This window comes from Pseudomonas sp. RW10S2 (assembly GCF_014268985.1).
GTDB lineage: Bacteria > Pseudomonadota > Gammaproteobacteria > Pseudomonadales > Pseudomonadaceae > Aquipseudomonas > Aquipseudomonas wayambapalatensis.
In genome coordinates, this window is sequence record NZ_JABWRO010000087.1 from 1 (window position 1) to 24603 (window position 24603).

22 protein-coding genes, 3 tRNA genes and 2 pseudogenes are annotated in these 24603 nt (G+C 62.5%); 5 read left to right on the forward strand and 22 right to left on the reverse strand.

The genetic code is table 11. The annotated features are described in order from the left end of the window. Positions 1–104: 104 nt before the first annotated feature. From HU729_RS17985 to HU729_RS18020, 8 genes are all read right to left on the reverse strand, one after another. Positions 105–1694: an aldehyde dehydrogenase (NADP(+)) gene (locus tag HU729_RS17985; RefSeq protein ID WP_186711128.1), complete on the reverse strand. Its 1590-nt coding sequence runs from the start codon at positions 1692–1694 to the stop codon at positions 105–107. 16 nt (positions 1695–1710) lie between these two features. Further along, a complete protein-coding gene (gene araD1 / locus HU729_RS17990; protein ID WP_186669724.1) occupies positions 1711–2706 on the reverse strand; it encodes an AraD1 family protein in 996 nt (331 codons plus the stop codon). A 55-nt stretch (positions 2707–2761) separates the two neighbouring features. Beyond that, on the reverse strand, positions 2762–3937 hold the full coding sequence (locus HU729_RS17995; protein WP_186669726.1) for an L-lyxonate dehydratase: 1176 nt from the start codon (positions 3935–3937) through the stop codon (positions 2762–2764). Between the two features lie 32 nt (positions 3938–3969). Next, a complete protein-coding gene (locus HU729_RS18000; RefSeq protein ID WP_186669728.1) occupies positions 3970–5283 on the reverse strand; it encodes an MFS transporter in 1314 nt (437 codons plus the stop codon). Between the two features lie 257 nt (positions 5284–5540). Further along, on the reverse strand, positions 5541–6791 hold the full coding sequence (locus HU729_RS18005; RefSeq protein WP_186711129.1) for an OprD family porin: 1251 nt from the start codon (positions 6789–6791) through the stop codon (positions 5541–5543). Positions 6792–6894: 103 nt separating this feature from the next. Further along, positions 6895–7908, reverse strand: a complete 1014-nt coding sequence (locus HU729_RS18010) for a 4-hydroxythreonine-4-phosphate dehydrogenase PdxA (protein ID WP_186669732.1) — start codon at positions 7906–7908, stop codon at positions 6895–6897. Next, positions 7905–8864 (reverse strand): amidohydrolase, encoded by a 960-nt coding sequence (locus HU729_RS18015; protein ID WP_186669734.1) that lies wholly within the window; start codon positions 8862–8864, stop codon positions 7905–7907. The genes HU729_RS18010 and HU729_RS18015 overlap by 4 nt, the downstream gene beginning before the upstream one ends. Next, positions 8857–10182, reverse strand: a complete 1326-nt coding sequence (locus tag HU729_RS18020; RefSeq protein WP_186669736.1) for an MFS transporter — start codon at positions 10180–10182, stop codon at positions 8857–8859. Before HU729_RS18020 ends, HU729_RS18015 begins: the two co-directional genes overlap by 8 nt. A 227-nt stretch (positions 10183–10409) precedes the next feature. Here HU729_RS18020 and HU729_RS18025 point away from each other — a divergent pair, with 227 nt between their 5' ends. From HU729_RS18025 to HU729_RS18045, 5 genes and pseudogenes are all read left to right on the forward strand, one after another. Beyond that, positions 10410–11423, forward strand: coding sequence for a tripartite tricarboxylate transporter substrate binding protein (locus tag HU729_RS18025; RefSeq protein WP_186669737.1), 1014 nt, complete (start codon positions 10410–10412; stop codon positions 11421–11423). A 20-nt stretch (positions 11424–11443) separates the two neighbouring features. Beyond that, on the forward strand, positions 11444–11974 hold the full coding sequence (locus HU729_RS18030) for a tripartite tricarboxylate transporter TctB family protein (protein ID WP_186669739.1): 531 nt from the start codon (positions 11444–11446) through the stop codon (positions 11972–11974). After that, complete coding sequence (locus tag HU729_RS18035; RefSeq protein ID WP_186711130.1) at positions 11971–13494, forward strand: tripartite tricarboxylate transporter permease; 1524 nt, start codon at positions 11971–11973, stop codon at positions 13492–13494. The genes HU729_RS18030 and HU729_RS18035 overlap by 4 nt, the downstream gene beginning before the upstream one ends. Before the next feature lie 96 nt (positions 13495–13590). Then, complete coding sequence (locus tag HU729_RS18040) at positions 13591–14529, forward strand: LysR family transcriptional regulator (protein WP_186669743.1); 939 nt, start codon at positions 13591–13593, stop codon at positions 14527–14529. 81 nt (positions 14530–14610) lie between these two features. Next, positions 14611–15329: pseudogene (locus HU729_RS18045) on the forward strand (transposase); the annotation flags it as partial. 143 nt (positions 15330–15472) lie between these two features. On the opposite strand, the gene HU729_RS18050 reads toward HU729_RS18045, so the two are convergent. From HU729_RS18050 to HU729_RS18110, 14 genes and pseudogenes are all read right to left on the reverse strand, one after another. Continuing rightward, a tRNA-Gly gene (locus tag HU729_RS18050) sits at positions 15473–15548 on the reverse strand. A gap of 4 nt (positions 15549–15552) precedes the next feature. After that, a tRNA-Glu gene (locus HU729_RS18055) sits at positions 15553–15628 on the reverse strand. A 92-nt stretch (positions 15629–15720) separates the two neighbouring features. After that, positions 15721–15796 (reverse strand) — tRNA-Gly (locus HU729_RS18060). Positions 15797–15860: 64 nt separating this feature from the next. After that, positions 15861–16421, reverse strand: coding sequence for a CDP-diacylglycerol--glycerol-3-phosphate 3-phosphatidyltransferase (gene pgsA / locus HU729_RS18065; protein ID WP_054892720.1), 561 nt, complete (start codon positions 16419–16421; stop codon positions 15861–15863). A gap of 33 nt (positions 16422–16454) precedes the next feature. Next, on the reverse strand, positions 16455–18278 hold the full coding sequence (gene uvrC, locus HU729_RS18070; protein WP_186669748.1) for an excinuclease ABC subunit UvrC: 1824 nt from the start codon (positions 18276–18278) through the stop codon (positions 16455–16457). A gap of 6 nt (positions 18279–18284) precedes the next feature. Beyond that, positions 18285–18923 (reverse strand): UvrY/SirA/GacA family response regulator transcription factor, encoded by a 639-nt coding sequence (gene uvrY / locus HU729_RS18075; protein ID WP_186711131.1) that lies wholly within the window; start codon positions 18921–18923, stop codon positions 18285–18287. A 63-nt stretch (positions 18924–18986) separates the two neighbouring features. Continuing rightward, a complete protein-coding gene (locus HU729_RS18080; RefSeq protein WP_186669752.1) occupies positions 18987–19376 on the reverse strand; it encodes a helix-turn-helix domain-containing protein in 390 nt (129 codons plus the stop codon). Between the two features lie 162 nt (positions 19377–19538). Next, on the reverse strand, positions 19539–19988 hold the full coding sequence (locus HU729_RS18085; protein ID WP_186711135.1) for a GNAT family N-acetyltransferase: 450 nt from the start codon (positions 19986–19988) through the stop codon (positions 19539–19541). A gap of 67 nt (positions 19989–20055) precedes the next feature. After that, positions 20056–20148: pseudogene (locus HU729_RS25980) on the reverse strand (DUF488 family protein); the annotation flags it as partial. Between the two features lie 145 nt (positions 20149–20293). Beyond that, the gene (locus tag HU729_RS18090) at positions 20294–20989 is read right to left on the reverse strand and encodes a glutathione S-transferase N-terminal domain-containing protein (RefSeq protein WP_186711132.1); all 696 of its coding nucleotides are present in this window, start codon (positions 20987–20989) and stop codon (positions 20294–20296) included. Positions 20990–21103: 114 nt separating this feature from the next. After that, the gene (locus tag HU729_RS18095) at positions 21104–21877 is read right to left on the reverse strand and encodes an OmpA family protein (protein ID WP_186711133.1); all 774 of its coding nucleotides are present in this window, start codon (positions 21875–21877) and stop codon (positions 21104–21106) included. An 11-nt stretch (positions 21878–21888) separates the two neighbouring features. Then, positions 21889–22278: a DUF4398 domain-containing protein gene (locus HU729_RS18100; RefSeq protein WP_186669758.1), complete on the reverse strand. Its 390-nt coding sequence runs from the start codon at positions 22276–22278 to the stop codon at positions 21889–21891. 300 nt (positions 22279–22578) lie between these two features. Continuing rightward, on the reverse strand, positions 22579–23076 hold the full coding sequence (locus tag HU729_RS18105; RefSeq protein WP_186711134.1) for a PaaI family thioesterase: 498 nt from the start codon (positions 23074–23076) through the stop codon (positions 22579–22581). A 105-nt stretch (positions 23077–23181) separates the two neighbouring features. Next, complete coding sequence (locus HU729_RS18110; RefSeq protein WP_186669762.1) at positions 23182–24567, reverse strand: amino acid permease; 1386 nt, start codon at positions 24565–24567, stop codon at positions 23182–23184. Positions 24568–24603: the final 36 nt, after the last annotated feature.

Sequence of the window (24603 nt, forward strand, 5' to 3'; positions counted from 1 at the left end):
TGATGAGCAACTTGTTCGGAGTTTCCCTAACTCATCAGCAAGCCGCCCGGCCAAGCTCAAGCACAGTTAACGCCAGCCTGGCAAGGCTAGCGTCTGGGATTGCCCTAACCTCTCGACACCGTAGCCGCGCTCTGTACTCCATCCACCAAACGCACGATACCTAGCGGATTAGAGTCCTTTAGCGCATCCGGCAACAATGCATCCGGGTAGTTCTGGTAACACACCGGCCGCAGGAAGCGGTTGATCGACAGACTCCCCACCGAGGTACCGCGCGCGTCCGACGTCGCCGGGTATGGCCCGCCATGCACCATGGCATCACACACCTCGACGCCAGTGGGGTAACCGTTAAGCAACAAACGCCCCGCCTTGCGTTCAAGCACCGGTACTAATGGGGCAAACGCCTGGAGGTCATCCGGCTCGGCAATCAGCGTTGCCGTGAGCTGGCCATGCAATGACTGCAATACTTGCAGCAACTGCGCTTGGTCAGCCACCTCCACCAGCACGGTGGCCGGGCCGAACACCTCCTCCTGGAGCAGCGCGTCTCCCAACAACAGCAACCGGGCATCGGCCTGGAACAGCTGGGGCTGAGCCCGCTGCCCTTGCTGGGATGAGCCGGCCAGGTGGTGAATGCGGGGGTGTGCGTGCAGGGCCGCGACACCGCGAGCATAATTGGCGAGGGTGCCAGCGTTGAGCATGGTCTGTGCCGGCTGCTCGGCCATGTGCCCGGCAAGGTGCTCGACAAACTGCGAGAACGCCGGAGAGCGAAGGCCGATGACTAAACCCGGGTTGGTACAGAACTGTCCGCCCCCTTGCACCACCGACGCCACCAGGTCCGCCGCGATGCCTTCGCCACGTCGAGTCAGCGCGCCTGGCAATATGACCACCGGGTTGATGCTGCTCATTTCGGCGAACACCGGAATCGGCTGCGGCCTGGCAGCGGCCATGTCGCACAGGGCACGGCCACCCTTGAGCGAGCCGGTAAAACCAACGGCCTGAATCGCCGGGTGCTTCACCAACTGCTCACCCACGCCCCCTCCAAAAATCATGTTGAAGGTGCCATCAGGCATGCCGGTGCGTTGGGCCGCCCGCACGATGGCATCGGCCACGCACTCGGCAGTGGCCATGTGCCCGGAGTGCGCCTTGAACACCACAGGGCAACCCGCTGCGAGCGCAGCGGCGGTATCGCCACCTGCGGTGGAAAAGGCCAGCGGGAAGTTGCTGGCCCCAAACACCGCCACCGGCCCAATGCCGACCTGGCATTGCCGCAGGTCCACCCGTGGCAACGGCTGGCGCTCGGGCTGGGCACGGTCAATACGCGCCCCCAACCACTCGCCGCGGCGCAGCACCTGGGCGAACAGGCGCATCTGGTTGCTGGTGCGCGCCCGCTCGCCCTTGATGCGCGCTTCGGGCAAGGCTGTTTCGCGGCACACCAGGGCAACGAAGGTGTCATCCAGCAGGTCGATTTCTTCGGCTATGGCATCGAGAAACGCGGCCCGCAGTTCGGGTGGCAAGTGCCGGTAGGCAGGGAACGCCGCCTCTGCAGCCTGCGCAGCGGCGTCCACCTCGTCAGGGGTGGCTTGGGTAAACCGGTAAGGCAGCGTTTCGCCAGTGCTGGCATCGACGCTGTACAGTGCCACGGAACCAGCAGCACTGCGGGCCCCGGCGATGTAGTTGTAACCAAGTAGATTGGGCATAACGACCTCTTCAACCTCAGAGAATGGCAACCGACCCGGGCACTCTCGGTGCTTGCGCCTCGACAATGCCATTGCGCAGTGGCGCGCCGAACTCGGTGATGGCAATTTCAAAGGTATCGCCCGGCGCGGCCTTGATGCCGTCGGCAAACGACAGCGTGGCCGTGCCGAAGTAATGCACGTGCACATCACCCGGCCGCTGGAACTGCGCGTACTTGAAGTGGTGAAATTCCAGGTTCTGCAGGCTGTGGCACATGTTCTGCTCGCCAGACAGGAACTCACGCTCCCACAGCACCTTGCCATCACGCCAGATGCGGCTGCTGCCTTGCAGGTGCGCCGGCAGTTCGCCCACCCGCAACTCCGGGCCATAGGCACAGGCGCGTAGCTTGGAATGGGCCAGGTACAGGTAATTGCGCCGCTCCATGACATGGTCGGAATACTCGTTGCCCAAGGCATACCCCAGGCGGTGGGGCGTACCGTCATCGCCGATCACGTACAGGCCCACCAGCTCGGGTTCCTCGCCGGCATCCTCGGCAAAAGCCGGCAGCGGCAGATCGGCCCCGGGGCGCACGACGATGCTGCCATCCCCCTTGTAGAACCACTCCGGTTGCGCGCCAACCTCACCCGCTGCCGGCTTGCCGCCTTCCAGGCCCCATTTGAAGATGCGCATGGTGTCGGTCAGCGACGTTTCATCCTGCTCGCCATGCTGGTGCATCTTATCACGCGTCGCCGCGCTGCCCAGGTGGGTCAGGCCGGTGCCACTGACCAGGCAATGGGCCGGGTCTTCGTGGTCCAGCGGCGGCAGTACCCTGCCCGCTTCCAGCAGCTCGGCGTAGTCGGGGCCTGGGTCAGTGCCACGCGCCAGCACTTGCTGAACCAGGCCATGCCCGGCACGGATTGCCGCCAGGGCAAGCTCACGGGTGCTGGAGGTTGCACGTACCGGGTGCACCTGGGCACCTTCCACCACGCCCACCCGGCGCTGGCCGGCCACGTCTTCGAATTGAATCAACCGCATGTGTCACTCTCCTTGCCTGGCCGGGGCACCGCCGCGCCGGGGTGCCCCCGCGCATTCATTCGATGATGTTGAAGTCCGAGAGGTACTCTTCGGAAATTTCCAGGCCCAGGCCCGGCTTGTCGTCGTCCAGCTGGATATAGCCGTTGACGGGCTGCGGTTCGCCCTTGAACACGTAGTAGAACAACTCGTTGCCCACCTCTACGTCGAACACCGGGAAGAACTCGGCCATCGGCGAGGCGGTGCTGGCCATGGTGAGGTGGTAGTTGTGCATCTGCCCGGCATGGGGAATGACCGGCACCGACCAGGCTTCGGCCATGGCGTTGATCTTGCGCGCGGCAGTGATGCCGCCGACGCGGTTGGTGTCGTACTGGATCACGTCCACGGCGCGGCGCTCGAGCAGGTCCTTGAAGCCATGGCCGGTGAACTCGTGCTCGCCGCCTGAAATCGGCATGATGCCCATCTTCTTCAGCTCGATATAACCTTCGATGTCGTCGGCGATCACCGGCTCTTCCAGCCAGCGCGGCTCGAATTCGGCCAGTTTTGGCAGCATCCGGCGGGCATATTCCAGCGTCCAGCCCATGTAGCACTCAAGCATGATGTCCACGTCGGGGCCGGCCAGTTCACGCAGGGCGCGCACTTGCTCGATGTTTCGGCGCATGCCGGCCGGACCGTCCTTGGGGCCGTAGCCAAAGCGCATTTTCAGGGCAGTGAAGCCTTGGTTGAGGTAGCCCTGGGCTTCTTCGAGGAACAGGTCGAGGTTGTCATTGGCGTACAGCTTGGAGGCGTAGGTCCAGATCTTTTCCTTGGTGCGGCCACCCAGCAGCTTGAACACCGGCTTGTTCACCGCCTTGCCCATGATGTCCCAGATCGCCAGGTCAATTGCCGAAATGGCGGCCATGCCAATGCCCTTGCGGCCCCAGGCGTGGGTGCGGCGGTACATCTTTTGCCAGATGTACTCGCTGTCGAACGGGTCTTCGCCAATGCAGATCGGCGCCAGGTACAGGTCGATGATTTCCTTGGCCACCCGTGGCGCCAGGGCGCAGTTGCCGATGCCGACGATGCCGGTGTCGGTTTCGATTTCGACCACCAGCCAGCCGTGGAAGCGGAATGAGCCCATGGCATCGCCACGCTCGAACAGGATGTCGCTGGCGTTGGTGCAGAAGTGCGCCTGGGGCGGCACGACCTTGCCTTTCCATTCAAAAACACGGGTACGAACGGCTTTGATTTTCATGCTTGCAGGTTCCTTTCAATAGAGCGTGTTGATCAGCCAACCTGCGCCGGCTCCAGCGCGGCAGGCGTGGGTTTGGAGAATTTGAGCCGGGACAGCAGCCAGGCGCCCAGCACACCCATGATTGCCAGGGCGAACATGCCCGCACGCGGGTCGGCGAACAGGGTTTCGGTGAGGGTCTTGAGGTTCGGTGCCACGAAGCCGCCGAGGTTGCCCAGCGAGTTGATCAGGGCGATGCCGCTGGCGGCGGCCGCGCCGCTGAGGTAGCCGGTGGGCAAGGTCCAGAACAACGGCTGCACGGCAACAAAGCCTGCGGCGGCGAAACAGAACGCCAGCACCGCCAGTGGCAGGCTGCCGGCCAGTGCCGAGGCAGCAATGCCCGCCGCGGCCATGGCCAACATGGCCACCGCCAGTTGGCGATGCTGGCCGGTGCGGTCGGCATGGCGGGTGACCAGGCGCGTCACCACCAGGGCGCAGGCCCAGGGGATAGCGGTGTACAAGCCCACGCTCAGGCCCACCTGGCCGTCGAGGAAGCTGGCGACGCGCGTCGGCAGGTAGAACACCACGCCGTACACGCTCATCTGCACGGTGAAATACACCAGGCAGAACTTCATCACCTGGGCGTTGCGCAATGCGCCCAGGAAGCCGTGCGGGCCTTGGGCCTGCTTTTGTGCATCTTCTTCGGCCAGCTGGCTTTCAAGTGCATCCTTTTGCGCATCGCTCAGCCAGCGGGCGTGGCGTGGGCGGTCGACCAGGTAGAAGTAGGCGGCGATGCCAACCAGCGAGGCCAGCAACCCTTCCACCACGAACAGCCACTGCCAGTTGCGCAGGCCGAACACGTCATGAAACTCCAGCAGCCAGCCCGACAACGGGCCGCCCAGCACCAGCGCCAGCGGCAGGCCAAAGTAGAACAGGCCCAGCGCCTGGGCGCGGCTGCGCTGCGGGAACCAGTAAGTGAGGTAGAGGATGATGCCGGGGAAGAAGCCGGCCTCGGCAATGCCCAGCAAGAAACGCAGCACGTAGAAGGTGGTGGCGTTGTCGGCAAACATCATCGCCGCACTGACCAGGCCCCAGGTGACCATTATCCGGCACAGCCAGACGCGGGCGCCCAGGCGGTGCAGCATCAGGTTGCTGGGCACTTCGAAGCAGGCGTAGCCGATGAAGAAGATACTGGCACCGAAGGCGAAGGCGACGTCGCTCAGGCCGGTGTCGGCCTGCAGGAAAGCCCGGGCGTAACCGACGTTCGCGCGGTCGATGAAGGCCAAGACGTACATCAGGATCAGAAAAGGCAGCAGCCGCGCGCGGCTGGTGGAAATGGCCGAAGCCAGGGAGCTGGCGTGATCGCTCATGGAGGTGTCCCCGCTGTTGCCCTGTGTGCCCCGAGACGCTTTGGGGCGGGCTTTTTGTTGTTGGTGTTGGGGCGACTTTAGAGGGGGCAGGCCTGACTGGATAATCACTTATGCGTATCCATCGATAGCCTGGGGTAATACCTTTTTACGGTTCAGGGGTGGTGGGGTTATCGCCTTTGAGACCCAGAAAGCGTGTTGCCTGTGCTTGCCCCGCGAAGAGGCCAGCACAGGCAACACAATCCAGCTGGCCCTGTGGCCTACAACAGTTTGAGGGTATACGTCAGAATCAGCCGGTTCTCATCCACATCGGCCACATGATTGGAACGCACCGCCGCATTGCGCCAGCGAACGCCCAGGTTCTTCAGCGGCCCGCTCTGGATCACATAGGTGACGTCCAGGTCGCGCTCCCACGCTTGCCCATCGCTGCCGCCTGCCACCTGGGCGTGATCACCGCTGGCGTAGCGAGTCATAAACGTTAAACCCGGGATGCCAAGGGCAACGAAGTCATAGTCATATCGCACCTGCCAGGAGCGCTCACCCGCCGTGGTGAAGTTGCGCACCTGGATGTCGTTGACCAACGGCGTGCTGGTACCCGCGATGTAGACCATCCCGTTGTCGCCATACATGCGCTGGTAACCCGCGCCAAGGGTATGCCCGCCACGCTTGGCACTGACGAAACTGGTGAGGGCGCGGTTATCCAGGTTGCCCAGGTCGGCGCTGCCCTCTTCACGGGTGCTGAACCAGCCCACATTGGCGGCCAGGGTCCAGTCACCCAGTGGCTGCTTGTGGCTGAAGCTGTAGTAGTTCTGCCGATAAATGTCCTGCAGCCGGGCCTGCCACACGCCTACCTGGGTGCGCTCGGCATTGAAGCGGTAATCGCCGCCCACATAGTTGAAACGGTCGGCAAACACACCACCGCGGCCGTCCACCGACAAGTCTTCATGGTTGGTGGAGTTGCGCTGGCTCAGCGAACGCATCTGCCCGGCCTGCAGGTTCAGGCCGGCAATTTCCTTCGAACTCAGCATGCCACCCTGAAAGGTCTGCGGCAGCAGGCGGCCGTCGTTGCGCAGCAGGATCGGCAGCTCGGGCATCAACTCGCCCACCTTCAGTTCGGTCTTTGAAAACCGCAGCTTGGGCGCCAACCCCACCCGCGAGAACTCATCCGCCGCCCGGCCATCATCGTGCCGGGGCAGTAGCCCCGAGCCGCTGCGCGCGGGGCTGCTGTCGAGCTTCACGCCCAACTGGCCAAGCACGTCGACGCCCACACCCAACGGCCCGGCGGTGTACCCCGAGTTGGCTTGCAACAAAAAGCCCTGAGCCCACTCTTCCTGCTTCGACTGCGCCGCGCCGGGCTGGCGAAAGTCACGGTTGAAATACAGGTTGCGCAGGCCCAACGTGATGCTGGCATCGTCGATAAACCCTTCGGCACTAGCGATTTGTGGCAAGCAGGTAAGCAACAGCGGTGTCACCGCACTGCCGGTCAGCAGGTAGGAAAAGGCTTTTGTCATTGTTGTTTTTCCTTTTTACAGGGTGATGCGAGCCGTGGAGCCGACAGGCTCCAGGCGCGGTTGAAAGCAGGAAAAAGCGGTCCCGAACGGAGCCGCCATGCACTCAGCGGGCGTTGCGCCCCATGCGGCAGGCAATCTCGAAGGCCTGGCGGGTGGCGCCGACATTGGCCTTGCCCTGGCCTGCGATGTCGAACGCGGTGCCGTGGGCCGGGGTGGTGATCGGGATTGGCAGGCCACCCTGCACCGTCACACCACGGGAGAAGCCCATCAGCTTGATGGCGATCTGGCCCTGGTCGTGGTACATGGTCACCACCGCATCAAAGGCCTGGGCGTCGCCCTGCACCTTCAGGAAGATAGTGTCCCCCGGGTAGGGGCCATCGGCGTCGATGCCCTGCTCCCGCGCGCGCTGCACCGCCGGGCCGATGATGTCCAGCTCTTCGCGGCCAAAGCTGCCGTTGTCGCCATTATGCGGGTTCAGGCCACAAACGCCGATGCGTGGGCGCTGCAAACCGTTGCGCTTGAGCGCGGTGTCGATCAGGCCAATGGCTTCGAGCACGCGCGCCTGGCTGAGCATGCCGGGCACTTCGGCCAACGCCACGTGGGAAGTTACTCGCGAGGTCCACAAGTTATCGAGCACGTTGAATTCGCAGAACGGCCCGCTGAAATTCAGGCGTTCGGCAAACCAGTGCAGCTCGTCGCTGTGGCCCATGCCGGCCATGTGCAGCGAAGTCTTGTTCAGCGGGCCGAACAGGATGGCGTCGGTCTTGCCCGAGTCGGTGAGCTCCAGCGCCACGGCCAAGGTGTCGAGGCTGTAACGCCCGCCAATCACGCTGGCTTCGCTGCGCGGGAACTCGCCAATGGCGGCGCCTCGGTAGGGGAACAACAGCGGCGTGTCGTCGGCAAAATCCAGCACGTCGAGCGAATCGATACGCCGGTACGGGAACTCACAACCCGCGATCTGCATGCCACGGCGCATCTCCTGCTCATCGGCAATCAGCACCACTTGCGCCTTGCCGCGCACCTCGGGTTCGGCCAACAGGCGGGCAATCAGTTCGGGGCCGATACCGGCCGGGTCACCCAGTACCATGGCCAGGCGTGGAAGGGTTTGCTTGTTCATGCGGGGGTCCTTGTGTGGGGCAACACCTGATTCAGGCGCAAGGTGTCGGGCACGGTGCGGTACAGGCGCCGTGCGTTGCTGTAGAAAAGCTGTTGCTGGGCGGTGTGCGGCAAGTCGGCGACGATGTGCTTGAAGCCGCTGTAAATGGTGTCGAAGCTGCCGCACAGGCCATCGACCGGGAAGTTGCTGGCAAACATCGCCCGTTCGCTGCCAAACAACGCGATGACCTGGCGCACGATCCAGGCGTTGTCCTCGGCACGCCAGGGTTGGCCGGCCTGGCCAATGCCCGAGATCTTCACCGCCACGTTGTCGCATCGGGCAAACCGCGCCATGGCCGCGTGCCAGTCCGCCAGGCCTTGCGGGCTGCGGTCCGAAGGCAGGCCGGCATGGTTCAGAATCAGCAACGTATCGGGAAAGTCCTGCGCCAGGCGGGCAGCCTCGTCGAGGTTCCACCACGGGGTTTGCAGGTCGAAATGCAGGCCGTGGCGCGCCAGCTGCGCATAGCCATGGCGCCAGTTCACGTCGCTCATCAGGCTGTGCAGGCGCCCAACCTCGGCCGGGCACGATGGCCCACCGGGCTTGTGGCGTACGCTGCGTACTCGCTCGAACGCCGCCTGTTCGGCCAGCACCCGGGCGGCGTCCGGCGCGTCCAGCCAAGCCTGGGCCACCACGGCATTGGGCGCCCCGTAACGTGCTGCCAGGCCATGGATGAAGCGCGTTTCACCCACTGGGTCACGCGGGTCCCATTCGGTTTCCACGTAGACGGTTTCGACCACCTGATGCCTGCCTGCGTCGGCTAGGTAATCTTCGGGAAAGTAGCGCCGCTTGAGGGCACTGTAATCCCCGTAACGAAACGGGATGTTTCCGGTGCCCGACAGCCACGGGTGCGGGTTGTTCAGCGGGTCCCAGAAATGATGATGGGCATCGACGATCGGCCCTTCGTACAACTCAGCCATGGTGTACCTCGGTCTTGTCCAGCGAGATCAACAGCGTGCCGACGATGAACAGCCCCGAGCACAGGGCAAAGAAGCCAAGCACCGCCGGGTAGCCGCCCAGGTGCTGCAACAGCACGCCCACCAGGATCGGCACCACGATGCCGCCCAGGCTGCCGGCCAGGTTCATCACCCCACCGATCAGGCCCACCCGCGACGGTGCCGCGAGCAGCGCCGGGAAGCTCCAGTACAAGCTGCCCCACATCAGGAAGAACGCCGTCAAAGACAGCAACGCCACCGCCGCGTAGGCGTCGCTCAGGCCAGGCAGCAGCAGGAAGGCGCACAGCGCCACCAGGCCCGAGAAGGTCAAAAGGCCTTTGGCCGCCAAACCACGGCGCACACCCTTGCGGATCAGGGTGTCGCACAGGAATCCGCCCACCAGCGAGCCCACTGCGCCACACAGGAAAATGATGAACGTGGCCGCCCCGATGCCCTTGATGTCGAAGCCACGGGCATGGGCCAGGTAGCTCGGCCCCCAGGTCAGCAAGCCAAAGAACACCATCGCCCAGCTGGCGCGGCCCAGCAGGATGCCGGTAAGCGAACGCGCCGCGATGCCCAGCCCTTTGGCCGGCTGTTGCGCCGCCTCGGCCAACGGTACGGCGCGGCCGTGGTTGATTTTGTCCAGCTCAGCGGCGTTGACGGCGGCATGCTCGGCGGGGTTGTCGCGCAGGTAGTGCCAGGCCAGCCAGGCCATGGCCAGCGTGGCGATACCGGCGACGAAGAAGGCGATGCGCCACGAGCCAAGCACGGCGATCAGGTAGGCGATGATCAAACCGCCCAAGGCCGCGCCCAGCGGGCCGCCACAATCCATCAGCACCGCGCCGCGGCTGCGCTCGTTGGCGCCCAGCCACAATGAGTTGAGCTTGCCGCCCGAGGGGAACAGTGGCGCCTCCGCCGCACCCAGGGCAACCCGGGCGAACATCAGCGACAGGCCACCGGTGGTGAACGCCGCCAAGGTCTGGAACGCGCCCCACAGGCCGGTGGACCAACCAATGACCCGGCGCGGGCCGAAGCGGTCAATCAACCAGCCACCAGGAATTTGTAACAGCGCGTAAGCCCAGAAGAAACTGCTGAGAATCAGCCCCTGCATGCTGGGCGAAAGCTCGAACTCCGCGGCAATGGTAGGCATGGCAATGGACAGCGAAACACGGTCGATCAGGTTGATCACCGTCAGGGCAAAAATGATTGCGAAGATGCGCCAGCGCACGTTGCTGGCCTTCAGCGCGACAGGTGTGTCGGCCGATTGCCCAGCGTGCAGCACAGGGTTTTGTGCCTGAGCCATGGGAGGTACCTCTGCTTGTTATTGTTGTAATCCGGTAATGTCCGGCAGTGCCAATATGGCCGGGCCGTCGATAACCGTCTAATCAAAGCTGCTCATACAGCCATTGCCTGTGGTTATCGCTCAGCTATAACCCCTGGCTATCGGTGTATGCGTAACTTTGAGTGGACGCTTATCGGTTAGCTGCGCAGACTTCGGTGACCCATAACAAAGACAACAAAGAGGTCCCCATGCGAAACGCCTACGCGCGTCACATTTCGTCGTTGCTGGCCGCCTGCGGCCTGCTGTGCGCCACCGCCCTGCCCGCCCTTGCCGACACCTGGAAGCCCGAGAAGAACGTCGAGATCGTCGTGGCCGGCGGCCCCGGCGGCGGCACCGACCAGCTGGCGCGCCTGATCCAGCAAGCGATCAGCCAGCATCACCTGCTGGACGTCAACACCGTGGTGCTGAACAAAGGCGGTGGCAACGGCGCCGAAGCCTTCCTCGACATGAAACTGGCCCAGGGCGATGCCCACAAGCTGGTGATCGGCACCAACAACGTGTACCTGCTGCCGTTGGTGGCCAAGCTGGGCTACCAGTGGACCGACCTTACCCCGGTGGCCGCCGTGGCCGAGGACGACTTCATTCTCTGGACCTACCAGGACGCCCCCTGGGGCGACGCCGCCGCGTTCAAGGAGGCGCTCGCAAGCAATACCGGCAAGATGCGCTTTGGCGGCAGCCAGTCCAAGGACGTGGACCAGACACTGGCCCTGCTGATTGGCCAGCAGGTGGGCAGCAAGCTCACCTACATCCCCTTCAAAAGCGGCAGCGAGGCTTCGATCCAGTTGGCCGGCAAGCACATTGCCGCCAACCTCAACAACCCGGCCGAAAGCCTCAGCCAGTGGCGCGGCGGCCAGGTGCGGCCGCTGTGCGTGTTCAGCCGTGAGCGGATGATCTACCGCGACAAGGTCACCGCCGAACAGTCCTGGGCCGACATCCCTACCTGCCATGAACAGGGCCTGGCCATTGAGCAGTACCGCTTCCCCCGCACAGTCTTCCTGCCCGGCGCGATCAGCGACGAACAGCGGGCGTTCTATGTGGAGTTGCTGCGCAAAGTCAGCCAGACGCCAGAGTTCAAGGCCTACATCGAGCGCTCGGCGCTGGCGCCGACCTTCCTCGAAGGCCAGGCGCTGGTGAGCTACATCGAACAGGACCGTGAACGCGTGATGCCACTGTTCAAGGACGCCGGCTGGCTGCGCCAGTGAGCGCGACAAGGGAGACCACCATGTCCACCACCAACGATGCGCCTCTGGTTGCCACCCGCTGGGTGGAAATCGGCCTGGCCCTGTTCACCGCCGCGCTGGGCGGCACCCTCATATACGGCAGCCTGGCCATCGGCATTGGCTGGGGCGATGCCGGGCCAGAGGCAGGCTACTTCCCGTTCTACATCGGCCTGCTGCTGAGCTGCGCCAGCCTGGGCAACCTGCTGCTGGCCGTGGTGCGGCGCCAGGCCATGGCCGAAGCGTTCGTCGGGCGCCGGGCATTTGCCCAGGTGCTGGCCGTGTTCGTACCCATTGCCGTGTACGTGGCGGCGATGCCCTTTATGGGCATCTACCTGGCTTCGGTGCTGTTCATCGGTGGGTTCATGTGGCGAGCGCGCAAGGCTGGGCAAGGCCACCGCTGGCTGACCATCGCGCTGATCCCCTGCTGCGCCGCACTGGCCAGCTACCTGATTTTCGCGGTCTGGTTCAAGGTACCGCTGCAGGCCGGCGTGCTGGGTGACCTGGCGAGCTACCTGGGAGGGCTGCGGCCATGAGTGAAATCGATTCGTTGATGCAGGGCTTAAGCCTGATTCTCACCGCCCACCACCTGGGCCTGATGGTGGTCGGCGTGCTGCTTGGCATACTGGTCGGTGTGCTGCCGGGGCTGGGTGCACCCAACGGCGTGGCATTGCTGTTGCCGCTGACCTTCACCATGGAGCCGGTGTCGGCAATCATTTTGCTGTCGTGCATGTACTGGGGGGCGTTGTTCGGCGGTTCGATCACCTCGATCCTGTTCAACATCCCCGGCGAGCCTTCATCGGTGGCGACCACCTTCGACGGCTACCCCATGGCCCGCAACGGCCAGGCCGGCGAAGCACTTACGGCAGCGTTCACTTCGGCACTGCTGGGTGCCCTGATGGGTGTGTTGCTGCTGACGTTCCTGTCTACCCACATTGCCAAGTTCGCCATGGAATTCAGTTCACCGGAGTTTTTTGCGGTGTACCTGCTGGCGTTTTGCACCTTCATCGGCCTGAGCAAAAACCCGCCACTGAAAACCGTGGTGGCGATGATGATCGGCTTCGGCATGGCCGCGGTGGGCATGGACACGGTGTCCGGCGAACTGCGCCTGACCTTCGACCAACCCTGGCTGCTGTCGGGTTTGAGCTTCGAGGTGGCGGTGATCGGCCTGTTCGGCATTGGCGAAATCCTTTGCACCGTCGAGGAAGGCCTGGTGTTTCGCGGCGAACGGGCACGCATCACGCCCATGGTGATATTACGTACCTGGGCCAAGTTGCCCCGCTACTGGCTGACCTGGCTGCGCAGCGCGCTGGTCGGCTGCTGGATGGGTGTGACCCCGGGAGGCCCGACGGCGGCGTCGTTCATGAGCTACAGCCTGGCGCGGCGCTTCTCGAAAAACCGCGAGCGCTTCGGCAGCGGCGAGGTGGAAGGCGTGATCGCGCCGGAAACCGCCGACCACAGCGCCGGCACCAGCGCCCTGCTGCCGATGCTCACCCTGGGCATCCCCGGCTCGGCCACGGCAGCAGTGATGCTGGGCGGGTTGATGATCTGGGGCCTGCACCCGGGGCCGACACTGTTTGTTGAACAGCACGATTTTGTCTGGGGCCTGATTGCCAGCATGTACCTGGGCAACGTCGTCAGCCTGATCGTAGTGCTGGCCACAGTGCCGCTGTTTGCCTCGATCCTGCGCATCCCGTTCTCGATCATCGCGCCGATCATCATCATGGTGTGCGCCATCGGTGCCTACTCGGTGCACAACTCCATGACCGACGTGGGCCTGATGCTGGTGTTCGGCGCGCTGGGTTACCTGTTCAAGAAGCTTGGCTACCCCATCGCGCCGCTGGTGCTGGCTGCCGTGCTGGGTGACAAGGCCGAGGATGCGTTCCGCCAGTCGATGCTGTTCTCGGACGGGCAACTGTCGATCTTCTGGTCCAACCCGCTGGTGGGCAGCCTGACCTGCGCGGCACTGGTGATGCTGTGCTGGCCGTTGCTGGCCAAAGGCATGAACGGCCTGCGCACCCTGCTTGGCCGCACGCTGGCCCGGCGCATCGCCTGACCCGCCACCGCGCGGGGGCACATGTGCCCCTGCGCGGCTGGCGCCCTCGCCCAATTCTTGTCAATCTTGGCCCTCCCCATGACCACGAGCCAGACCATGTCCCGCATCCCCGACGCCAACATCATCCACAGCCGCCTGCGTTTGCGGCAACTGCGCCTGATGCTGGCCCTGGATGAACTGGGCTCGCTGCGCCGGGCCGCCGAGGAAATCGGCATGACCCAACCGGCCGCGACCAAGATGCTGCATGAAGCCGAAGACTTGCTGGGCGTCGAGCTGTTCGAACGCCTGGCGCGCGGCATGCGCCCCACTCCGTTTGGCGAAACACTGATTTACTACGCACGCATGATCTTTGCCGAGCTGTCGGGCATGCGCGAGGAAATGGTCGCCCTGGAGTCAGGCAACCTGGGCCGGGTCACCATCGGCGCCATCCCGGCGCTGGCTTCGGGTTTGCTCACCCGCACCATTGCCACGCTCAAGCAAAGCCACCCGCGCCTGTCGATGAGCCTGCAGGTGGACACCAGCGACGTGCTGGTGCAAGCCCTGCAGCAGGACCAACTGGATGTGGTACTGGGGCGCATCCCCAGCAACGCACGCACCGACGACCTGCAGTTCGACAGCCTGGGTGAAGAAGACCTGTGCGTGATCGCCGGCGCCCAACACCCCTTGGCCAAGCAGAAAAAACTGGCCTGGACCGAGCTTCAGGACATGACCTGGGTGCTGCAGCAGCACCCCAGCCCAATGCGCACCATCGTCAACCAGGCGTTCCACAACGCCCGCATCGACCTGCCCAGCAGCATCGTCGAAACCACTTCGATCATGACCCTGCTGTCACTGCTGCAGCAAACCGACATGATCGGCATCACGCCCCGCTCGGTGGTCGAGGACTACGCGGGGCGGCACCTGTTGGCCGTGCTGCCCATCCAGCTTGAACCGCGCCTGCCGCCGTATGGCTTGATCACCCGGCGCAATCGCGTGCACTCATCTGCTATGCAAACGTTTATGGCCGTAGTGCATCTAGAACAAACTCGGTCGTAAGCGCTTCATGAACCCCACATTCCAAGCGCTTACCTGATCCCCAATGCTGTGCTCCCGATTTCTGTCTGGAGTTCGCCGACGATGATGCGCACGCCGAAAGGAGCGCGTGTTTCCTATAACGTGCAGACCGCCGTTGACGCAGAACACTGCCTGATTTTGCATCACCAAATGACGCAAGAGGGCGATGATCGCAAGCAGCTTGAACCCATGGCTAAAGCGGCCAAGGCTGAACTGGGGCAGGAAGCGCTGACTGTGACAGCCGATATGGGTTACTCGAATGGCCAGCAGTTCCAGGCATGCGAGAAAGACTCCATTACCGCGTACGTGCCGCCAAACCGAACCTCGAACCCAGGCGGCGAGGCATTATTCGAGCGCAAGGATTTTACCTACCACGCCGAACAGGATCGGTACCAGTGCCCGGCAGGTCAGTGGCTAATGCTGAAGCAACGTCACAAGGGCGACCGGTCTACCAAGCGGCGGTCAGTGATTGCGCCGGATGCGCGCTGAAAGCCCAATGCACGACGGCCAAGCGCCGCTATGTCTCGCGCCACGCTCAAGAGAAAGCCTTTGAGCGTATGGCGCAGCGGATGCAACTGCATCCAGACATGATGCAACGACGCAGATCCATCGTGGAGCACCCGTTTGGCAATCTCAAACACTGGTTATTTGGGAACGGGCGGTTCTTGTTGCGACAACTCGAAGGCACAAGAGCTGAAATGACCTTCGCTGTGACCGCTTACAACTTCAAGCGGGCGATCAGTGTCTTGGGTGCCAAGCAAATCATGCGACTGATGGGCTGAAGAGCCTTTTTCAGCACAAAAACAAACGCCCCGAACAAGTCGGGGCGTTTGTTCCAAGGCCTGTCAGTGTGTTTTCACACAGTCTGTTTCGGCCCTTTTTTCAACGACTTACAGACTTCCACGGAAGTCTGTAGATCCATAACTGGAGCGGGAAACGAGACTCGAACTCGCGACCCCGACCTTGGCAAGGTCGTGCTCTACCAACTGAGCTATTCCCGCAATATGGCGTCCCCTAGGGGACTCGAACCCCTGTTACCGCCGTGAAAGGGCGGTGTCCTAGGCCACTAGACGAAGGGGACATACCCAACGCTTTTCAGCGCACCAGCGATAAAGCCTCGCGGCTTACACTGGATTTATTTCCCAGCACTGCCTAAAGCAATACCGTGAAAACTGGAGCGGGAAACGAGACTCGAACTCGCGACCCCGACCTTGGCAAGGTCGTGCTCTACCAACTGAGCTATTCCCGCGTCGTGATGGGTGCCATTCTAGCGAACTGCCAGGGAAGGTCAACCCCTTGATTCAAAAAAAGTTTTACTTCTGCTCGGAGCCTTCGCGCAGGTGCGGCCAGGCCGCCAGCAGGTAATGCACCATCGACACCAAAGTCAGGCCTGCGGCCACCAGCAACAGCCCGTAACCGAGTGCGACCCAGAAGGTCAGCACCGGCGGATTGCCCAGCAGAATGACCAGCGCCAGCATCTGCGCTGCGGTCTTCCACTTGCCCAGGTTCGACACCGCCACATGCGCCCTCGCCCCCAGCTCGGCCATCCACTCGCGCAATGCCGATACCACGATCTCACGTCCGATGATCACTGCGGCGGGCAGCGTCAGCCAGAAGTTGGCGTGCACCTGCACCAACAGTACCAGCGCCACGGCAACCATCAGTTTGTCGGCGACAGGATCCAGAAACGCCCCGAACGGCGTGCTTTGTTGAAGACGACGGGCCAGATAGCCATCGAGCCAGTCAGTCGCGGCGGCGATGGCGAACACGCTGCTGGCGGCTACGTAACTCCAGTGATAAGGCACGTAGAACAGCAGAATGAAGATCGGGATGAGCAGGACGCGTAGAACGGTGAGCAGGTTTGGAATATTCATCGGTACGACTGGCTGCGAGTTGAACCCGGCATTCTACTCGCTATGCAGGCTCGCATAAATCGACTCGGCAAGCTTTTTACTGATGCCAGGCGCCTTGGCAATCTCGTCGACACTGGCGCGGTTGAGCTCCTGCAAGCCGCCGAAATGTTTCAGCAGGTCGCGGCGGCGCTTCGGTCCGACCCCTGCGACGTCTTCCAGACTTGACGTGCGGCGGGCCTTGCCGCGACGTGCGCGGTGACCAGTGATGGCAAAACGGTGCGCTTCATCGCGAATCTGCTGAATCAGGTGCAGTGCCAGTGAGTCGCCCTTGAGGGTGAATTCGTGGGCGACATCGTTGAGATACAACGTCTCGAACCCGGCCTTGCGGGTCACTCCCTTGGCCACCCCGAGCAAGGTGAGGTCACTCAGCGCCAGCTCCTGCATGACTTCACGCGCCATGTTCAACTGCCCCTTGCCGCCGTCGACCAACAGCACATCGGGCAACTTGCCCTCGCCGTCCTTGATTCGCCCGAAACGACGGGTCAGGGCCTGGTGCATGGCTGCATAATCGTCACCGGCAGTCACGCCTTCGATGTTGAAGCGACGATAGTCGGACTTGAGCGGGCCTTCCGGGCCGAACACCACGCATGAGGCCACGGTAGCCTCGCCGCTGGAGTGGCTGATGTCGTAGCACTCCAGGCGCTGCGGTACTTCCGGCAGGTTGAGCACCTGAGCCAAGGCTTCGAAACGCGCGGCCATGTGCTGGCGGTTGGCCAGACGCGCACTGAGCGCCTGCTCGGCGTTGGTCACTGCCAGTTGCTGCCAGCGCGCCCGAGTCCCTCGGACTCTATGGCTGATGGCGAGGTCGCGACCGCGCAAGGTCTGTACCGCTTCAGTGATGGCCTGGAAGTCCTCGTGGACCACATTGACGATCAGCTCCCCCGGCAGCTCTCGCTCGGCGTTGCCCAGATAGTACTGGGAGAGGAAGGCCGCCATGACTTCGGCCACCTCCTCCTCGATACCCACCTGCGGGAAGAAGTTCTTGCTCCCCAGCACCCGCCCGCCGCGTACGCTGATCAGGTGCACACAGGCCCCGCCCGGGTTGACGAAGGCAGCGACCACATCGACGTCGCCAGATCCCCCTTCCATGTACTGCTGGTCCTGAACCCGACGCAACAAGGCGATCTGGTCGCGCAGCTCGGCGGCCTTCTCGAAATTCAGCGCCATGGCAGCCTGTTCCATCTCGGCGTTGAGCTCGTTGCCCAGTTGCTGGCTACGCCCCTCGAGGAACATCACAGAATGGCGTACGTCTTCGGCATACTCCTCGGGTGCGACCAGGCCGACGCACGGCCCCTTGCAGCGCTTGATCTGATATTGCAGGCACGGACGGGTGCGGTTGGCGTAGTAACTGTCCTCGCACTGACGTACCGAGAACGCTTTCTGCAGCAGGCTCAGGCTTTCACGTATAGCCCCGGCGCTTGGATAAGGGCCGAAGTAGCGCCCCTTGGCTTTTTTCGGACCACGATGGATGCCCAAGCGTGGGAAATCGCCGTCGGAAAGGAAGACGTATGGGTAGGATTTGTCGTCGCGCAACAAAATGTTGTAGGGCGGACGCCACTCCTTGATCAGCGTCTGCTCGAGCAGCAGCGCCTCGGTCTCGTTGGCGGTGATGGTGGTTTCGACCTGAGCGATGCGCCCCACCAGGGCAGCCGTCTTCGGCGCCAGGCCAGTCTTGCGGAAATAGCTGGCCAGACGCTTCTTGAGGTTCTTGGCCTTGCCCACGTAGAGCAGCCGGGACTCGGCATCGAACATCCGGTACACGCCCGGGCGACCGCTACAGGTCGCCAGGAACGCGCTGGCATCAAAGAGTTGGGACATGGGGGATTACAGGCTTGCGTCAACCATACCGTGGCGAACGGCCAGCAATGTCAGTTCGACGTCGCTGGTGACCGAGAGTTTTTCGAAGATCCGATAACGGTAAGTATTGACGGTCTTGGGGGACAGACACAACTTGTCAGAGATGATCTGCACTTTCTGGCAGCCGACAATCATCAGGGCAATCTGGATTTCCCGCTCCGACAGCGTATCGAACGGTGACCCCTGAGGCTGGAACGATTTGAGTGCCAGCTGCTGGGCGATCTGCGGGCTGATATAGCGCTGCCCCGCGAAGGCCAGGCGGATGGCCTGGACCATTTCGTCGAGCCCCGCGCCCTTGGTCAGGTATCCCGCCGCGCCTGCCTGCAGCAAGCGCGTGGGGAACGGGTCTTCCTCGCACACGGTGACGGCCACCACTTTGGTGTCCGGGTGGCTGCGAAGCAATTTGCGCGTGGCTTCCAGACCACCGATTCCGGGCATCTTGACGTCCATGAGGACCACGTCCGGTTTCAGCTCACGGGCAAGCTTCAGAGCGGCCTCGCCCGAATCCGCCTCGCCGACCACTTGCAGGCCATCGATATCGGCCAGCATGCGCGTGATGCCGGTACGCACCAGATCGTGATCATCGACCACAACTACCCTAATCAAGCAGACACCTCGTCATGGGGGCGATTGGATCCGGCCACCTTAACAAAAAATTTCATCGCGAACCTAGCGCAAAGCGTCATTGACATATGGCTGCCGGTCCCCCCTTCGCAGGCGAGTATTTTCGTGGCTTTCGTGGTCTGCAGCCAGACGCCCGACCAGGTGCCAGATCGCCGCCCGATCGGCTGAAGTCAGTCGTCGCAAGATCCCCAGCAGTCGGCTCTCGTCGCCACTGAGGCTTTCCAATGGCGCTGGCGTGCGCAAGCCGCTGAGTACGTAAAGGGCATCGACGCCCTTGGCTGCGAGCGCAGCCAGATAATCGATGCGTGGCGTGCGTTCGCCGCTTTCGTATTTGCCCTGGGCGTTGGGCTCGACCCCGCCTATGTCGCCGAACACTCGCTGGGTCAATCCCAAACGTTCGCGCTCTTCCCTCAAACGCAGACCGAATCCTTTCATTCGACTCCCTTCCTCCCTCGATCAAATACACTTGGGCGCGTCCGGCACCCGGGCGAATAGCCACGAATCCAGTTGGCACTATGCACATTGGATCCAACCAATACAAGCTACCATTACGCCACTTGTCTAAACCTGTACCTACAAAACCCGTATGATGCGGAATCAAGAGCTCGCACCCGCGACCATGACATTGCGCTGCATGCGAACGAAGCAGTCGTCCTCCCCCATTTCGACAAAGCCCGAACGTGCATAGAGTCGCCTGGCCGGGTTACTGCGAAACACCATCAGGCGCAGCAGCGGCAAACGACGTCGCGCTGCCCATTCGGCCAACTGCTCCAGTATCCACCCCCCGATGCCGTGCCCGCGGTGCTCGGGCAGCAGGTGCAGTTCGCGAATGAACAAGGCCTGACGGTCCTGGCTGAGGCTGCAGAAGCCCAGCACCTGCTCGCCCTCCTTCACCAGCCACTGCTCGCGCCAGCCCCAGGCTTCGTCAAAAGCCTCTTCGATCCACAACAGGTCGAACTCGCGGTAATACGGGAGCATGGCACGGCGCGTCAGATCGCGGGCGAAGGTCCGAGAGTCAGCAGTGGCCGGAACGAGTTCACGTGACATTGGGGTCATTGCATCGCTATCCGGCAAAATCATGGGCATGACACGTCGGCGAACTGCCCGGTCCCGCCTTGCACAGTTTGCGTGGCCACAAGCGATCGACCAGCACGCGTTGGCCGTACTCAGGCGAAGCCGATTGATACACGCGTTTGCAACATATCATCGAATTCTCCGGCGCTATTTTCACCTTCAACCTACGATCTACATTGACCAAGGTCACGCGACAGCCACTCGACCGACACCACGCCGCTGACCCGCAGCCCCTTGCCGGAGACAAAAAAGAGGCCGCGCAGGCGGCCTCGATCAGGTCATCCCGGAATTTTCAGCCCACGCTGCACCGCAGGACGTTCCAGGAATTTTGCCAACATTCGCTGCACATCCTTGAACTGGTCAAAGCCCACCAGATCACGGGCGTTGTAGCGGTCCACCAGATTGCGCACCCAGGGGAAGATGGCGATATCGGCGATACTGTACTCATCGACCATCCACTCACGGCCCTTCAGGTGACGATCGAGCACCCCGAGCAGGCGCTTGGATTCGTTGACGTAACGATCACGCGGACGCTTGTCCTCGTAATCCTTGCCAGCGAAGAAATGGAAGAACCCCACCTGGCCAAACATGGGCCCGACGCCGCCCATCTGGAACATCAACCACTGCAAGGTCTGATAGCGCTGGGCGGGGTCCTGACTGAGCAACTTGCCGGTCTTTTCTGCCAGGTACTGGAGAATCGCCCCCGACTCGAACAGCGGCAACGCCCGTCCATCCGGACCAGCAGGATCGAGAATCGCAGGAATCTTGTTGTTGGCGCTGAGCGAGATGAACTCGGGGGTCAACTGATCGTTGGTCTCGAAGCTGACCTTGTGCACCTCGTAGGGCAGGCCGATCTCTTCGAGCATGATCGAGACCTTGACGCCATTGGGTGTGGCCAGAGAATAGAGTTGCAAGCGCTCGGGGTGCTGCGCCGGCCACTTCTGCGTGATGGGAAATGCGGACAGATCGGTCATGGTCGATTCCGAATGCGAGGGGACCATCACTCTAGAACCACCGTCAATGTTTGACCATGGCCTTTTCGGTATCGAGGGTGACGCACCCGCACAGGTGCGCCCCCTGTCGTACGATCAATAGCGTGGCAGTACGGGCCGGGCACCGTTGGAGATGACCACTTCGACGCGCCGGTTGAGCTGGCGCGACTGTGCATCGGCATTGCTTGCTACCGGATACTCCTTGCCGTAGCCGGCAGTGACCATGCGATCACCGGCCACGCCCTGACGACGCAGGGCATTGGCCACCGCCGCCGCACGCTGCTCGGACAATCGCTGGTTGAGCGCATCGCTGCCAGTCGAGTCGGTGAAACCTTCGATCAGTACCTTGCGCTCTGGGTTCTGTTCCAGGTAATGCGCGAGTTGCTGGATGTTACGATGGCTGCCGCCACGCAGTTCGGCACGTCCTGTATCGAACAGCACATCGCCGAAGGTGATGACCGTGCCACGGTCACTGGGTTTGGCATTGAGGTTCTGCAACGCCTTGAGCTGGGCGGTCCGTACATCCAGACGCGCCTGGGTGCGCTGGGCTTCGATGCCCTGCAGGCCGGTTTCAGCCTGACGCAACAAGATGGTCTGCTCGGCAGTTTCGATCCTGCGGTTGGCAAGATAGGCGAGCTGAGTCACCTCGGCGCTCTTGCGGTTCTTGAGCGAAGCCTGCTCGGCTCGTCCCAGGGCGCTATAGGCCTCACGGGTTTCCAGTGCAGCAACGCGACTCGCCTCAGGCTTTGCCTGCAGCACCGAATACGCCTCACGCGCTTCAAGCAACCCAGGGTTTTCCGGAGTGGTACCACAACCGGCCAGCATCAGAGCGAGGACCGAGACACCCGGCAGCAGATGGAATTTCGACATGATGGTTCTCCTCAGCGGGGGGTAGCGGTGGCTTGCGGGGCTTCGAGCAATTCCTGCTTGAGCACCTCGATGCCTTGGCGGGCAGTGTCCAGCTGGGCTTTGGTCTTGCGTGCAGCAGCCTTGCGCTCGGCCAGACGGGCATCGGCCTCGGCCTGCTCGGCAAGTGTCTTCACCTGAGCGGCATTTTTCTCACCCAGCGCGCGCTCCATGGCGTTGAGTTTGTCCTGGGCAGCACGCATCTCCACCGGTGCGTACTGCGTGGCGTCAGCAGAGACCGCTCGGTTGACCGCGCTTCGGGTCAGCTCGATCTGCTCGCCAGGCATGACCGAACTGGCGCAGCCACTCAGGGCCAGAATCAGGCCGGCGGCAGGCAGGGACTTGATAGTGAATCGGGCAGGCATTGAACAACTCCTCGTGAGTTGACGACACACGAACACTGGGCTCCCTCCGTGTTCGTGCGGTGATGGTCGAAAGGATTCAGAGGGCACGGTCGATGTTCATGATGCGGGCGGTTTCAGCCGCTACGAGAGGGGAGCAATCGGTGAGAAACGTAGAACATCTATGCCAGTCTCTTGGAAAAGCATTGCAAGACTATTCCGCAGACCTTGAACACCACATGGGAATTATCCGAACCAACCACTAGGAATTTTCGACAAACCGCATGCTGCATCGGGTAGCCGATGGCTACCCGCCCCAACCGTTCAGCTACGCTCGTGCGCTTGCCGCTTGAGCTTTTCGGTGTCCACACGCACGAACACAGAATCGGCGCTGACGGTCAGCACATCCCCGGCCCAGACTTCGCAGATGACCCGGCTCTTGCGCCCGACCTCGCCTTCGACCCTGGCCTTGAGCAGAAGCTCAACGCCCATGGGCGTGGGCTTGAGGTAAGTCAGGTTGAGGGTGCCGGTGACACAGTCGATACGCGGCAAGCTGCCCGGCTCGCGCCCTTCTGCCCGGTAGTGGTAGGCCATTGCGGTCCAGTTGGAATGGCAGTCCACCAGCATCGCCAGCAGGCCACCGTAGACCAATCCGGGCCAGCCGATGAAGCTACTGTCAGGCGAGTGCCGGCAGAGCAGGTGCACGCCGTCGCTGTCCCAGCGGCTCTGGATATGCAGGCCACTGGGGTGGGAACAACCGCAGCCATAGCAGGAGCCTTCGGGCGCCGCCAGTTGCTGGAGGGAGAGTGCTTTCTCGTTCATACGCTTCCTGTGCTTGTTGGAATGGGAAGGATGGTGGGAGGATGGTAGCGCTCCCCCCTTCCTTGTGCACTCACCTGCAGCGCCAACACAGGATGAGCGCAAGCGTCAAACGACTTGCACCCGACCAGACCTCTCTCGCCGCCGTGTCACGGAGATCAGCAGGATCACCGCCGTAACCCCGGCCGTCATCAAGGTTTCGTAGCGATAGGCATCGCTGAACAGCATGTACCCCAGCACCAGCACGATAGTCCCGATCACCAGCCAGGTGAGCCATGGGAACAACCACATCTTCAATGCAAGCTCCGTCCCCTCACGCTCAGCCCGCGCACGCATGCGCAGTTGCGAAACAGCAATCACCAGGTACACCAGCAGGGCGATGGCCCCCGTGGTCGACAAGAGGAAGCCGAACACCTTGCCCGGGAACACATAGTTGACGAAGCAGCCGGCGAAGCCCGCCAAGGTCGACAGGATCACCGCTACGGTCGGCACACCAGCCCCGGAAATCCGCCGGGTCATGCTCGGCGCCTCGCCGCGAGCGCCCAACGAATAGAGCATCCGCGAGGCCGTGTAGAGCCCGGAGTTCATGCAACTGGTCACCGCCACCAACACCACCAGATCGACCACCAGCTTGGCGCCCGGCACATTGAGCACCTCAAGCACGCGCTGGAACGAGCCCACTGCCTTGAGCCCCGGATCGTTCCAAGCCACCAGCGATACCACCAGAAAGATCGAAGCCAGGTAGAAGATGGCGATGCGGTACACCACCAGGTTTGTGGCGCGACGGATCTTTTCCTTGGGGTTGGCGGTTTCATCGGCGGCAATGGTGACGATCTCGGCACCGAAGAACGAGAAGATCGTGATCAGCACGCCCCCCAGCACCGTGCCGAAGCCATTGGGCATGAAACCTCCGTTGGCCCACAACTGACTGACACCTGAGACCTTGGCCAACGGCCAGACACCGAACAGTGCCAGGCTGCAGATGATGATGAAGGCGAGAATCGCGACCACCTTGATCAACGCGAACCAGTACTCGAAGGCGCCGAAGTTCTTCACGCTGACCAGGTTGGTCCCCGACAGCAGCACCATGATCAGGAAGGCGAATAGCCAGGACGGCACATCGGGAAAATAGGCATGGAGGATGTCGGCGCCAGCGATCGCCTCGACCGGGATGATCAATACCCAGAACCACCAGTACAGCCAGCCGATGGTGAAACCGGCCCAAGGTCCGATGGCCTCGGTGGCGTAGGTGGAAAACGAACCGCTGTTGGGGTTGGCGATAGCCATTTCGCCAAGCATGCGCATCACCAGCAGCACCAGCAGGCCGGTCATGGCATAGGAAATGAGGATCGCCGGACCTGCCGTGGCGATGGCGTTGGAGGAGCCGATGAACAAGCCGGCACCAATGATGCCAGCGATGGAAATCATGGACACCTGGCGCGAAGTCAGGCCGTGCTGCAGCGAACGCTGTTTCTTTTGTTGTGACGATGCCATGGGGAACCCTCTGATGGGTCGGCCCCCCCCCAAAGG